Origin of the sequence: Pinirhizobacter soli (assembly GCF_015905305.1) — a bacterium.
Taxonomy (GTDB): Bacteria; Pseudomonadota; Gammaproteobacteria; order Xanthomonadales; family Rhodanobacteraceae; genus Pinirhizobacter; species Pinirhizobacter soli.
This window is the reverse complement of sequence record NZ_JADZLQ010000001.1, coordinates 1831375-1844205: the sequence shown is the minus strand read 5'-3', so window position 1 is coordinate 1844205 and position 12831 is coordinate 1831375. Positions and strand designations below refer to the sequence as shown.

Annotated in this window: 10 protein-coding genes; 9 read left to right on the top strand and 1 reads right to left on the bottom strand. The window is 65.8% G+C overall.

The annotated features are described in order from the left end of the window. Positions 1 to 52: 52 nt before the first annotated feature. Together NDK18_RS08110 and NDK18_RS08105 are read left to right on the top strand one after the other, a co-directional pair. Complete coding sequence (locus NDK18_RS08110; RefSeq protein ID WP_250624791.1) at positions 53 to 799, top strand: DUF2884 family protein; 747 nt, start codon at positions 53 to 55, stop codon at positions 797 to 799. 75 nt (positions 800 to 874) lie between these two features. Then, on the top strand, positions 875 to 1312 hold the full coding sequence (locus NDK18_RS08105) for a PA2169 family four-helix-bundle protein (protein ID WP_250624792.1): 438 nt from the start codon (positions 875 to 877) through the stop codon (positions 1310 to 1312). 14 nt (positions 1313 to 1326) lie between these two features. Here NDK18_RS08105 and NDK18_RS08100 read toward each other — a convergent pair whose 3' ends face one another. After that, entirely contained in the window at positions 1327 to 4467 is a 3141-nt protein-coding gene (locus NDK18_RS08100; protein ID WP_250627495.1) for an ATP-binding protein, read from the bottom strand. A gap of 83 nt (positions 4468 to 4550) precedes the next feature. Between NDK18_RS08100 and NDK18_RS08095 the strand changes: the two genes are divergently transcribed. The 7 genes from NDK18_RS08095 to NDK18_RS08065 all read left to right on the top strand — a co-directional run bounded on the left by NDK18_RS08095 (position 4551) and on the right by NDK18_RS08065 (position 12818). After that, a complete protein-coding gene (locus NDK18_RS08095; protein WP_250624794.1) occupies positions 4551 to 5213 on the top strand; it encodes a response regulator in 663 nt (220 codons plus the stop codon). Then, positions 5210 to 5881 carry a M24 family metallopeptidase gene (locus NDK18_RS08090; RefSeq protein WP_250624795.1) on the top strand — a complete coding sequence of 224 codons (672 nt, stop codon included), beginning with the start codon at positions 5210 to 5212 and terminating at the stop codon, positions 5879 to 5881. Before NDK18_RS08095 ends, NDK18_RS08090 begins: the two co-directional genes overlap by 4 nt. Positions 5882 to 5991: 110 nt before the next feature. Then, a complete protein-coding gene (locus NDK18_RS08085; RefSeq protein WP_250624796.1) occupies positions 5992 to 6792 on the top strand; it encodes a DUF2884 family protein in 801 nt (266 codons plus the stop codon). A 69-nt stretch (positions 6793 to 6861) separates the two neighbouring features. Further along, positions 6862 to 7692, top strand: a complete 831-nt coding sequence (locus NDK18_RS08080; RefSeq protein WP_250627494.1) for a mechanosensitive ion channel family protein — start codon at positions 6862 to 6864, stop codon at positions 7690 to 7692. A 149-nt stretch (positions 7693 to 7841) separates the two neighbouring features. Then, positions 7842 to 9575, top strand: coding sequence for a dihydrolipoyllysine-residue acetyltransferase (gene aceF / locus NDK18_RS08075; protein WP_250627493.1), 1734 nt, complete (start codon positions 7842 to 7844; stop codon positions 9573 to 9575). 14 nt (positions 9576 to 9589) lie between these two features. Continuing rightward, positions 9590 to 11443 carry a dihydrolipoyl dehydrogenase gene (gene lpdA / locus NDK18_RS08070; RefSeq protein WP_250627492.1) on the top strand — a complete coding sequence of 618 codons (1854 nt, stop codon included), beginning with the start codon at positions 9590 to 9592 and terminating at the stop codon, positions 11441 to 11443. Between the two features lie 28 nt (positions 11444 to 11471). Further along, positions 11472 to 12818, top strand: coding sequence for an APC family permease (locus NDK18_RS08065; protein WP_250624800.1), 1347 nt, complete (start codon positions 11472 to 11474; stop codon positions 12816 to 12818). Positions 12819 to 12831 lie beyond the last annotated feature (13 nt).

Here is a 12831-nt window from a genome sequence, read left to right as displayed (position 1 = left end):
GCGGCCGGCGCCCCCGACGATACGCGACATCATCGTCCTGGCTTAAGGCTCCATGCGCATTCTCCTTTCGGTCGCCTTGCTGTTTGCTTCTTCCGCCGTCGCGGCCCAGGACTTGGGCACGGCCTGCCACGCCAGCAGCAGCTACGACCTTACCGTGCGCTCGCGCGGCATCCTGTTCGATCGCCCCCAACCCGCGCCACGCCAGGTCGGCCTGGACGATGGTTCGGTGGTGGTCGACGGCCGTACGGTAGCGCTGCGTCCCGACGCCCAGGACCAGGCGGCGCTGTTCGAGCGGCAGCTTCGCGCACTACTGCCGCGCTTGCGTGCGGTGGCCGATGCCGGTGTGGACACCGCCGCGCGCGCCGTGCGCGAAGAAGTGGCACGCAGTGCACCGGCGGCCCTGCAGGATGGTGAGTTCGATCAAAAGCTCAGCGGCCATGTCGCGGAGTTGCACGCCCGCATCGCCCGCAGCAACAGCACCCACGACTGGCAGGGCGATGCCTTTGAAAGCTACGCGAACGGCATGGTTGCCGATTTGGGTCCCCTGGTGGCCGCGAGCCTGACCTCCGATGCCGTGGATCTGGCCATGAACGGCGACCTGGCCGGCGCCGCGGCGCTTCGCGATCGGGCCTCGTCCCTGAGCACGGGCCTTCAGGCTCGGGTCCAGGCGCGGGTAAACCGTGAACTGCGACCCAGGGTGCAGGCCTTGTGTCCTGACATCCGCCGCCTGGCGGAGCTTTCCGAAGGCCTGACCGACGACCATGGCCGCCCCCTGAATCTGCTCCAGATCGCGCCTTAAAAGGAACGCCAAGTAAACGCAGCCGGGGCTGGTTTAGGCACGGGTAAGGGCGGCGACGCTAGCTTGTGCCCCGTCATGGACCGCACCGTCATCCGATCGTTGTCTCAACTCCTGCGCCGCGCCAGCGACGACCGCGAGCTGTACCTGAAAGCGGCATCGATGGTTTCCGAGCCTGGCCTTCAGGCGGTGCTTGCTGAAATGGCCGCCACCCTGGCCGTCACCGTGAACGAGTTGCGCCGCGAGGTCGAGGCCCGGGGCGGCAGCATCACGACGCAGGTGAGCCTGGCCGGTCGTCAACGGGTGCAGCTGGCCGCATGGCGCATGCGCCTGGCCGCCAACCCCGACAATGCCGGGATTGCATTGCTGGAACGGGCTGAAAATCGCCTGTTGCGGCATTTCGAAGCGGTTGCCGAAAACGATCCCACGCTTGCGGCGCTGGCCTGCCGTCTCCTGCCAAGGTTGCGGGCCGTCCACCTGGACATGGCCACGCTCGTCCATGGCCTGCGTGGGTGACTTTACCGTTCGGCTCAGGCCGCTTCGATACCTTCCGCCCATCCGTCGATTTCATCCAGCAGTGCAACCAGGCTTACACCGAAGATTGCGAAAGCTTCACGTGCCGCGGCGGGTTCCAGTTCATCGATGACTTGCTCCAGTACGTCGCCGCGGTCGGTGAGGGCCGTACTGCCGAACACGTGCATGCCGCCGACCGTCCTGTGCAGCCATAGGCGGAGTTCGGCCGGGGTCGACGTATCGAGCGTATCGGTCACGGCGGCCAGTTCCGAACGAGTCACCCGGGAGAACTCCCGGACAATCCGCGCAGCGACGGCATGGGAGCCGAAGTTCTCCCGAAGCAATTCGTAGTCAAGTATCGTTGGCGGCGGCAGCGCGGCCGTCGGCAGCCATGTATCGAGCATCCCGCGCAGGTCCGCGAGGGTTGCAGGTTTCGCGATGAAGCCGTCCATCCCCGCCGAGCGGCACCGCACAACTTCATCGGGTTGGGCGTTGGCCGTCATCGCCACGATGGGCAGGTGTCCGCCGGTGAGGGCCTCCCGTTCACGCCATTGCCGGGCGACCGTGTAACCATCGAACACCGGCATGTGCACGTCCAGGATGGCCAGGTCCCAGGGTCGGGTTGCCAGGGCGTCCAGTGCCTGGCCGCCGTCGTCGACGACCGTGCAGGTTCGACCCAGGCGCGCCAGCTGCGCCTGGATCAGTGCCTGGTTGGTGGGATTGTCGTCGGCCACCAGGATCCGGGTAGGCAAGAATGGCACCGGTATATCGGGCTCATCGGGTAGGGACACCGAGGCCTCGCCCAATCCCAGGGCCAGCTCGCACACGCGTGCCAACAGCGAACTTCTGATTGGGCAGGCGCTCATGACCAGCACGCCCTCTCGCTGGGAAAAACCGCGCGGATCGGCCTGGCCGGACACCAGCACGACATTCGCCCGTGGCGAGCCCTGGCTGCGGGTGGTGAATACGATGTCCGCGTGCGCCGCCGAACCGGGTTCGGCCAGGATCATGCCCAACGCGCCCAGGCCCTGTGCCAGCGCCTGGGCGGCGAAGGTGTCGTCCACGTCGATGCTGGCAGTCCTTCCCGACAACAGCCCGTTGTCCCGATGAAGCAGGTTGATTTCAAGGGCGAGCTCCACGCGGACACGCGTCCCGGAACCAGGCGTGCTTTGTATCTGGATCGTGCCGCCCATCAACTGCACCAGCTGATGGCAAATGGAAAGGCCCAGGCCGCTGCCGCCGAAACGTCGTCGCGTGGAGCCCTCGCCCTGGGTGAACGGCGCGAACAAGGTGGGCAGCACCTCCGCGGCGATGCCGACGCCGGTGTCGGTGACATCGATGCCGATGCGCTGGCGTTCGTCCGTGACACCCTCGGGGACGAGGGTGGCCTCGACGGTCACCGAGCCTGCGGAGGTGAACTTGATCGCGTTGCCGATGAGGTTCAACAGCACCTGCCTGACGCGCACGTCGTCGGCCATGACCATCGCCGCGATACCGGCGTCCACCTTGACGCGCAGGTCGATGCCGCGGCCATGTGCCTGGGCGGCAAGCATGCCCACGGTGCGGTCGATGAGCTCTCGCATGTCCACCGGCACGAGTTCGAGGCTGAGGCGCCCCGCCTCGATCATGGAAAAATCCAGGACGTCGTCGAGCACTTGCAGCAGCAGGGTGGCCGAATCGCCTGCCGTGCCAAGCAGGCTTCGCTGCTCCTCGTCCAGCCGGGTGCCGCCCAGCAGTTCCAGCGTGCCCAGCACGCCGTACATCGGCGTACGTATCTCGTGGCTCATCGTGGCCAGGAATACCGTTTTCGCCTGCGTCGCGGATTCGGCCTCGTCTCGTGCGGTGGCCAGTGCCAGGCCTTGCTCGTGCGTGACCGTCACGTCCACCCAGTAGCCGTCGAACTGCACGGTGCCGCCGGGAAGTTCGCGCGGCAACGCATGGGTGGTGACCCAACGGTCGCCATCGACGCGCACGGTGGCGTGCAAAGGCTTGCCTGACTCCGCCGCCTCGTGCACGCGTTCGAGCAGCATCTGGCGGTGCTCGGGCGATATCGTGCGGAATGCGGCAGGTTCGTCACGCAGGAAGGTAGGGGGATCTACGCCAAAGATAGCCAGGGTGTCGCCATCGACATACTCGAAATTGATCTGGCGTTGCCGGTCGATGACGAAGCGGAACACCACGGCGGGCAGGTTGCTGGTGACATCCTGCAGCTGTTGTTCGGTATGGCGTCGCCGGCGTACCTCGCGGCGAAGGCGTACCAAGGCGAAGCTCACCATGGCCAGCGCGATGGCGAATATCAATACGATCGGCCAGGTCTTTTGCCATACGGCGGACCATGAACCGCCCCAGGTGTAGTTCACCGATAACCATGTATTGCGGATGCGGGCGGCCTCGCGTGCATCCACACGGGCAAGCGATCGATTGACCAGCGGAACCAGCCCGGCATAGTTGTTGCGCACGGCGAAAGCCAGGGGCTCGGTAAGGTTGGTGGGGGCGCCTACGCGAAGTTGCGGGTAGCGCGAGCGAATGAGGAGATCGACGGTGGCGAGGTTGCCGACCATGGCATCGACCTCGCGGCGGTCGAGCAACTCGAGCGCTTCGGCGCCATCGTGGGTGGTGATTGTGTGCACGGGGCGGGGGGCTTCGGCGAGCATGCGCAGCACCGCTTCCCGGTCGGTGTCCGCCGCCACCCGTTCGCCTGCCAGATCCGCAAGGCCGGCAATGCTTGCGGTATCCTGGCGCGTGGCGATCACCAGCGGGAACTCCACGTACGGCCGGCTAAACACCAGCCCTTTCCCGGCGCGTCCAGAGGGGTTGAAGGCGAGCACGATGTCGACCTGCCCTTGATCGATCATCTTGCGCGTGTCGCTAAGGTCGCCGCTGCGGACATAGCGAACCTTCAGGCCAAGGTCGTCCACCACGTGCTGGAAATAGTCCGCTGAAATACCTTCGGGAAGACCGCGGCTATCTACGCTGACGAAGGGTGCGAAGGCGTCGTCGTAGGTGACATTGAGCGTGGGAAGCGCATCGAGCCAGGCACGTTCGGCAGCGGAAACGGGCATCCGGCCAGGACTCGCATCGTCCGCGTGCAAGGGACTGCCTGCGATCACCCAGAGACCGGCAATGACGCAGGACAGGAATGGGCGAAGCCGTGTCATGGAGGTTTCCTCGGGTTTACTTGCTGTATCCTGCCGCAGAGCGCAACCAGTAGTACGGAACGACCACGGGTGCTGATACGGACATGAGCGAGCAGGGCACTTCCAGTGCCACTCGGGTGATTATCGCAGATGATCATCCGGTGGTGATCCTCGGCGCGCGCGCCGCACTCGACCAGGCGGGAGATATGCTCGTCGTTGGCGAAGCGGCCGATGGCGACCTGCTCATGGCCTTGCTTGCCAGCAGGCCCTGCGACGTCCTGGTCACCGATTTCTCCATGCCCGCCGGCCGTCACGGCGACGGCCTGCAATTGCTGGACGTCATTCGCCGCCGGTATCCCCGGTTGCCCGTGGCGGTGCTGACCATGGTCAACAACATCGGCGTGCTCCGTGCGATGCAAAACCGTGGCGCCCTTGGTTTGTGTGACAAGCGTGCGCCGATGCGCGAGTTGCCCAACGCCATCCGAAGCGTTGCAGCCGGTCGTGCCTATGTCAGCGAATCCATCCGCGAGCAGTTCGCCAGGGCCGACACACCTGCTGCCGATGGCTTGGCGCCGGTGCGGTTGTCGGCGCGCGAAATGGAAGTGGTGCGCCTTTACGTTGGGGGCCTGTCACTTACACAGATCGCTGATCGACTAAGTCGCAGCGTAAAAACGGTGAGTCGGCAAAAGCGCGACGCCATGCGCAAGCTCGGTATCGACCACGATAGCCTGCTGGCGGACTACGCCCGCGAACACGGCATGGCATGAACATCCCCATCCCTCCCCATGCCCAGGCCACCGGTAGCCAATTCAATGCCGGGCGCATGCTCGCTGCGCGCGAGCGTTCGTGGGTCGCCCTTCGCGAGATAGCCCGGCGCATCACGCCGGGCACGACCGAGCTCGAAGCCGTGGCGCTTGCCGGCGAAGTCCTGGCCGACGCCGGCATGCAACGCATCTGGCATCCGTCGTTGATCCGCTTCGGCGCCAATACCCTGAAGACGTTTCGCCAACGCTCGGCGCCGGATCTTCGCCTGGGTGACCACGACATTTTCTTCGTCGATCTCGGGCCTGTGTTCGACGGCCACGAGGGTGATGTCGGCGATACCTTCGTGCTTGGCGACGACCCCCTGATGCATGCCTGTGCCGCGGCGGCGCGCGAGCTCTTCACGCGCGTCGCCGCGCGCTGGCGCGAGGGTGGTCAGAGTGGCCGGGCTTTATACGAATTTGCCACGGCCCAGGCCCAGGCCATGGGGTGGCGACTCAACCACGAAACCAAGGGCCATCGGGTGGGCGATTTCCCGCACGCGGTGCACAAGGCGGGCAATCTGGGCGACTTCGACGCCGAGCCCATCCCGGGGTTGTGGGTGCTGGAGATCCAGATCGCCCACCCCGAAAAGCCCATCGGAGCCTTCTTCGAAGACCTCCTGGTGCAGTGACCTCCGGCAGGGTGTGACGACCGGCCCATGTGGCGGTGGCCGTGGAGGACTAAACCTTCTTACGTCCTGCTGCATCCAAACCGGCAACAAACCCAAGGGAGTGCACCATCATGCGCCTGACCATCGTTGCCCTTGCCTGTGCCCTGGGCCTGGCCAGCCTGCCCGTCGCCGCCCACGGCATCCATGTCAACAACGATGGCTGCGGGGTCGAGTACAAGACGGATTACGATGTGAGCGTCGCCCGCAACGGGATCGACTTCACCCGTACCGACGGCAGCCCGGCGAAGGTGTTCATGCATGATGGCCGCCTCACCGTCGACGGCCATGACGTACGTGTCACCGACGCCGATGCCCGGAAGCTTCGCGACTACGAGGACGCCGTCCGCGCCCTGGTGCCGGAAATTGCGGCCATAGCCCGCGATGGCATCGATATCGGTTACTCGGCGATGACCACGGTGGCTGCGACGTTCGTGGCCGATGGCGAGGATCGCCGCACCATGCTGGCCAAGCTCCAGCGCAACCACGCCCGCGCGCTGGCGCGCCTGGACGAAAGCATCGGGGCCGGCCGCTGGCGCCAGCACGAAGTGGACGACCTGGTCGAATCCGCCGTGGGCGATTCAGTATCCGAAGTGGTGGGTTCGGTCACCGGCAACGCGGTCAGCGCAGCCCTCAGCGGCGATTCGGCCAAGATGGCCGCCCTTGAGGCCCGCGCCGATTCGCTGGACAAGGCCATCGATCGCGAAGTGAACTCGCGCGCCGACAAGCTTGGCGAACGCGCCCAAGCCCTGTGCCCGCGGCTGGCCAATCTCGATCACCTGCAGAAATCATGGAGCGTTCGCCTGCCCGATGGTTCGCCGTTGGTGCTGATGACCGCTACTCCGGTACCAAAGAAAGATTTGGCCGACAACTAAAAGTACCGAGCACCCCCTGCGGGCAGGATGCCCGCTTTTTTCTTTTTGATGATCCAGGGAAGGACTTGCATGGAACATTTTCAGATCGCTCTGGCCGGCTACCGCATCGGTAGCGACCTCCTGGTGAAGTTCGGTCTGAAAGCGGCGCTGGCCGTGCTCGTGCTGTTCGTCGGCATGCGCCTGGCATCGCGATTTGCCAATGCCCTGCGCCGCGGCATGGACCGTGCCGGCATCGATCCCATGCTTTCAGGTTTCCTGCGCAATGCCGTCCACGCCGGCCTGCTGGCACTCCTGTTGGCCATGTGCGCGAGCTTCGCCGGTTTGCCCACCGCGACGCTCCTCGGGGCGATGGGCGCCGCGGGCCTGGCGTTGGGCCTGGCGCTGAGCAGCTCGCTGTCGAACCTCGCCTGGGGCGTGTTGCTGATCTTCTTCCGACCGTTCCGTGTGGGCGACTACATCCTGGCAGCGGGGGTCGAAGGCACGGTCCAACACATGACCTTGATGCATACCTGGCTTGTCATGGCCGATGGGCGCGAAGCGGTGCTGCCCAACGCCAAGGTGGGGGGCGATGCCATCGTCAACTTCAGCCGCCGCGGCCAGCGCCGGGTGGAGTTCTCCGTGGGCGTGGACTACCGGACCGACCTTGCCCACGCCCTGGGCGTTGCCGGGGAGGCGGTGGCAGCACTGCCGCGGATCCTTGTCGAGCCTCCTCCGGAGGCCTACGCCGATGCACTGGGGCCAAGCCAGGTGGACCTCCTGATCCGCGCGTGGACCGCCACCGACGACTACCGGGACGCCCATTCGCAGGCCATCCAGGCCGTCAAGGAAGCCTTCAACCGCGAGGATATCGTCATTGCCTGTCCCCGCCGGGAGATCCACCTGGTGCGCGGTCAAGGCTGAAATCGCCGCATACGGCGCCGCATGGGGCGCCAAGCCGGGCGGTTCGGATTATCATTGGACGGTTGCCCCGCCTGCGCGGGGCCTTCCCCATCCCCTCGTCGGCCGTTTTTCGTTACCTCGCGTCGGCGCAAGCAAGTTCAGGAGGTTTCATGGCCGACGTCAAAGAAGCGCGCGTCCCCGATATCGGGAATTTCGACGGCATTCCCGTCATCGAAGTGCTGGTCAAGGCCGGCGACCGCGTGGAAAAAGACCAGAGCCTGGTCACGCTCGAGTCGGACAAGGCAACGATGGAAGTGCCTTCGCCCTTCGCCGGCACCATCACCGAAGTGAAGGTCAAGGTGGGCGACGAAGTGGCTGAAGGTGCCGTCATCGCCATGATCGAAGCCGATGGCGAGGCCGGCGGTGATGCCGCCAAGGCCGACCAGAAGGCCGCCGAGCCCAGCAAGGCAGAGGCTGCAAAGCAAGCGCCGGCGGCGACTTCCGCGCCCGCCCGCGCCGCGGAACCGGTGAAATCCGAACCCGCGGCGAAGAAATCATCCGGTGGCGCACAGGAAGTCCGCGTTCCCGATATCGGTAATTTCGATGGCGTGCCGGTGATCGAGGTGCTGGTCAAGGTCGGCGATCGTGTCGAGAAAGACCAGGCCCTGCTCACGCTCGAATCGGACAAGGCCACCATGGAAGTGCCGGCCCCGTTCGCGGGCACCGTGAAGGAAGTGAAGGTGAAGGTGGGCGACGAGGTCGGCAAAGATGCCGTGATCGCCGTAGTCGAGGCCGATGGCGACGCCGGCGAAGCCGCCGCCCCTGCACCGAAGGCCGCCGAGCCCAAGGCCGAGGCGAAGCCGGCCGCCCCTTCCGCTGCATCTGCCAGCCAGGCCGACACCAAGCCTGCCGAAAGCACTTCCACCAGCGCCGGTGGACCGCGCACACCGCCGGTGGCCTTCGACGCCAGCACGATCATGCCCGACCACGCCCCCTATGCCAGCCCCGCCGTGCGTGCCTTCGCCCGGGAGCTGGGGGTGGAGATCGGCCAGGTGCAGGGTACCGGCCGTGGCGGCCGCATCCAGCGTGAAGACGTGCAGGCCTGGGTCAAGCACGCGCTCGCCTCGGGTGCCAAACCCGGCGCTTCGGGCGCCGTGGCCGCCGGTGGCGGGCTGAACCTGTTGCCGTGGCCGAAGATCGACTTCGCCAAATTCGGCGAGATCGAGGAAAAACCCCTCTCGCGCATCCAGAAGATCTCCGGGGCCAACCTCGCCCGCAACTGGGCGATGATCCCGCACGTCACCCAGCACGAAGATGCCGACATCACCGAGCTTGAGGCTTTCCGCAAGAAGCTCGGCGAGGAAAACAAGGACCTGAAGGTCACCCCGCTGGTATTCCAGATCAAGGCGGTGGTCGCGGCGCTGAAGAAATTCCCTACCTTCAACGCATCGCTGGACGTCACCGGCGAGAAGCTCACGCTGAAGAAGTACTTCCATATCGGCATCGCGGTGGACACGCCCGATGGCCTGGTGGTGCCGGTGATCCGCGACGCGGACAAGAAGGGCCTGCTGGAGCTGGCCGCCGAACTTGGCGAGCTGTCGAAGAAGGCACGAGAGAAGAAGCTCGGCCCGGCCGAGATGTCCGGTGGCTGTTTCTCGATCTCGTCGCTGGGCGGTATCGGCGGCACGTCGTTCACGCCGATCGTCAACGCGCCGGAAGTGGCCATCCTGGGTGTGTCCAAGGCGCAGATGAAGCCGGTATGGAACGGCAAGGAATTTGCCCCGCGCCTGATGCTGCCGCTGTCGCTGTCCTATGACCACCGCGTTGTCGATGGCGCGCTCGCCGCGCGCTTCGCGTCCTTCCTGGCCAGCCAGCTCGGCGACATCCGTCGCCTGTTGCTCTAACAGGACGCAACACGATGCCCAAGACGATTGAACTGAAAGTCCCCGACCTTGGTGGTTCGCACGACGTACCGGTGATCGAGATCCTGGTCCAGGTCGGCGACACCATCACCAAGGAACAAAGCCTGGTCACGCTCGAATCGGACAAGGCCACCATGGATGTCCCCGCCAGCGACGGCGGCAAGGTCACGCAGGTCAAGGTGAAGATCGGCCAGGAGGTCAATCCTGGCGATATCCTCGCCGTGGTCGAGATCGCCGATGCCGCGTCCGCTGAATCGAGTCCGGAAAAGAAAGCAGGCAACGATGCTTCGGCCGGCACACCGGCAGCGGCCAAGCCCGCCGCGCAGCCAGCCACGCAGGGCGTACCGCAGCAGAAGACCGATCCGGCCCAGGCGCCGGTCAAACAGACACCGGCCCCGCAGGCCGCCGCCGGCACGGGCCGCAAGGCCGACATCGAATGCAAGGTGGTCGTGCTCGGCTCCGGCCCCGGTGGCTACAGCGCGGCTTTCCGCGCAGCGGACCTGGGCCTGGACACAGTCCTGGTCGAGCGTTACGACACCCTGGGCGGTGTCTGCCTCAACGTCGGCTGCATTCCTTCCAAGGCATTGCTGCATGCAGCTGCCGTGATCGAGGAAGCCGGTGCCATGGCCGCGCACGGCATCAGCTTCGGTGCGCCGAAGATCGACCTGGACAAGCTGCGCGATTTCAAGATCAAGGTGGTGGGCAAGCTCACCGGCGGGCTTGCCAGCATGGGCAAGCAGCGCAAGGTCAAGGTGGTGACCGGTACCGGCATGTTCGTTTCGCCGAACGAGATGGAAGTGGAGGGCAAGGATGGCAAGAAGCTCATCCGCTTCGAGCACGCCATCATCGCCGCTGGCTCGCAGTCGGTGAAGCTGCCCTCGTTCCCCTGGGACGACGAGCGCATCATCGACTCCACCGGCGCCCTGGAACTGCGCGATGTCCCCAAGACATTGCTGGTGGTCGGCGGCGGCATCATCGGCCTGGAAATGGCAACCGTATACGCGGCCCTGGGCAGCGAAGTGACGGTGGTGGAACTGGCCGACCAGCTCATGCCCGGCGCCGACCTCGACCTCGTCAAGCCTTTGCAGGCGCGTATCGCCAAGCGCTACAAGGGCATCCACCTGAAAACCAAGGTCGTGGAAGCCAAGGCCACCAAGAAGGGCATCGACGTCACCTTCGAGGGCGAGTCCATCCCCGAGACCAAAACCTACGACCGTGTGCTGGTCTCGGTGGGCCGCTCGCCCAATGGCGGCCGCATCGGCGCGGACAAGGCCGGCGTGGCGGTGAGCGACCGTGGTTTCATCGCCGTCGACCGGCAGATGCGCACCAACGTGCCGCACATCCACGCCATCGGCGACCTCGTCGGCCAGCCGATGCTGGCGCACAAGGCCGTGCACGAGGCGCACGTCGCCGCCGAAGCGATCGCCGGCGAGAAGAGCTTCTTCGATGCCCGCGTGGTGCCATCGGTGGCATACACCGATCCGGAGATTGCCTGGGTCGGCGTGACCGAGCGCGAGGCGAAGGAGAAGGGCCTGAAGGTCGGCGTGGGCAAGTTCCCCTGGGCGGCCTCGGGCCGTGCCATCGGCATCGACCGCACCGAAGGCTTCACCAAGCTGATCTTCGACGAGGAAACCCACCGCATCGTCGGTGCCGGCATCGTCGGCGTGCATGCGGGTGACCTCATCTCCGAACTGGCCCTGGCCATCGAGATGGGCGCGGAGGCATCGGATATCGCCAAGACCATCCATCCGCATCCGACCCTGGGCGAATCGGTGGGCATGGCGGCCGAGGTGTACGAGGGCACGATCACCGACCTCTACATCCCCAAGAAGAAGCCGTCGGCGACATGACGTAACGGTTTATGGCATGGTCGCACCCATGCCATCACCCGTACCTACTGGACCTTACGTCCGCCGCCTCGGAATTTGGGACGCCGCCGCGATTGTCATCGGCGGCGTCATCGGCGCCGGCATCTTCCGCACACCGGCGTCCGTTGCCGGGCGAACAGACTCCACCACGGGACTCATCGTTCTGTGGGCGCTGGGTGGCCTGCTCACGCTGGCCGGGGTCTTAAGCTACGCCGAGCTCGGCGCGCGGCGGCCGCAGGCGGGCGGTACCTACATCTACCTGCGCGAAGCATTCGGCAAATTGCCGGCCTTCCTGTTCGGCTGGACCATGGCGCTGATCAACTACCCCGGCAGCATCGCCGCGGTCGCCACCACCTTCGCCGACTACGCCTGCAAAGCCTTCGGCCTGCCGCTGACGTGGGTCAAACCACTGGCCGTGGGCGCCATCGCCTTCCTGGTGCTGGTGAACCTGCGCGGCATCCGCGCCGGCGCCTGGGTGCAGAATATCTTCACCGTGCTCAAGCTCGGCGTGATCGCCATGCTGATCGTGGTCGGCCTGGTGCTGGCCTTCGGGCACACCACGCCGCCGCCCGCGCCACCGTTGCCAACCACTTCGCCATTCGCGCTGGTGGGCGCGTTGCTACCCGTGCTGTTCGCCTACGGCGGCTTTCATTACCTCAACGACCTGGCCGGCGAAGTGCGCGAGCCGCAGCGCGTGCTGCCACGTGCCTTGGGTCTGGGCATGGGCGCGGTGGCGCTGTGCTACGTGCTGGTGAACGTGGCTTACCTCGCGGGCCTGGGCCATGCAGGGCTCGCCGCCAGCCAGGCGCCGGCCGCCGACCTGATGGAAAGGTTGTTCGGCCCCACCGGGCGCACGGTGGTGGCCGTTGGCATTGCCTGTTCCACCTTCGGCTATTGCAGCATCGCCATCGCCGGTGGCGCCCGCGTGCTGCAGGTGATGAGCGCTGACGGCATGTTCTTCCGCGCCGTGGGCAAGGTGGATATGCGCACGCATGCGCCGCAGGTGGCACTGTCGGTGCTGGGTTTGTGGGCGGTGATCCTGATCCTCTCGGGTAGCTTCGACGCCTTGCTCGATTACACCACGGTCGGTGAATGGCTTAGCCACGCGGCGGGCATCGCCACGGTGTTCTGGTACCGGCGCATGCTCAAGGACGAACCCTCGCCGTATCGCGTACCCGGTTACCCATGGGTGCCGCTGGCCTTCGTGGTCACCGTGGTCTGCGTGATCCTGGCTACCGCGATCGACACGCCCGCCAATGCGGGCATGAGCCTCCTGATCATCGCCCTTGGCGTGCCGGTGTACTACGCGTGGCGCTGGCGCGAAAGCCGCGCCGCGGCGGGCGCGCCTCCTCCGTAAAAGCTTAGGTGTC

Coding starts and splice junctions, on each gene's coding strand:
- NDK18_RS08110 (WP_250624791.1), top strand. CDS start 53: ATGCGCATTCTCCTTTCGGTCGCCTTGCTGTTTGCTTCTTCCGCCGTC.
- NDK18_RS08105 (WP_250624792.1), top strand. CDS start 875: ATGGACCGCACCGTCATCCGATCGTTGTCTCAACTCCTGCGCCGCGCC.
- NDK18_RS08100 (WP_250627495.1), bottom strand. CDS start 4,467: ATGACACGGCTTCGCCCATTCCTGTCCTGCGTCATTGCCGGTCTCTGG.
- NDK18_RS08095 (WP_250624794.1), top strand. CDS start 4,551: ATGAGCGAGCAGGGCACTTCCAGTGCCACTCGGGTGATTATCGCAGAT.
- NDK18_RS08090 (WP_250624795.1), top strand. CDS start 5,210: ATGAACATCCCCATCCCTCCCCATGCCCAGGCCACCGGTAGCCAATTC.
- NDK18_RS08085 (WP_250624796.1), top strand. CDS start 5,992: ATGCGCCTGACCATCGTTGCCCTTGCCTGTGCCCTGGGCCTGGCCAGC.
- NDK18_RS08080 (WP_250627494.1), top strand. CDS start 6,862: ATGGAACATTTTCAGATCGCTCTGGCCGGCTACCGCATCGGTAGCGAC.
- aceF (WP_250627493.1), top strand. CDS start 7,842: ATGGCCGACGTCAAAGAAGCGCGCGTCCCCGATATCGGGAATTTCGAC.
- lpdA (WP_250627492.1), top strand. CDS start 9,590: ATGCCCAAGACGATTGAACTGAAAGTCCCCGACCTTGGTGGTTCGCAC.
- NDK18_RS08065 (WP_250624800.1), top strand. CDS start 11,472: ATGCCATCACCCGTACCTACTGGACCTTACGTCCGCCGCCTCGGAATT.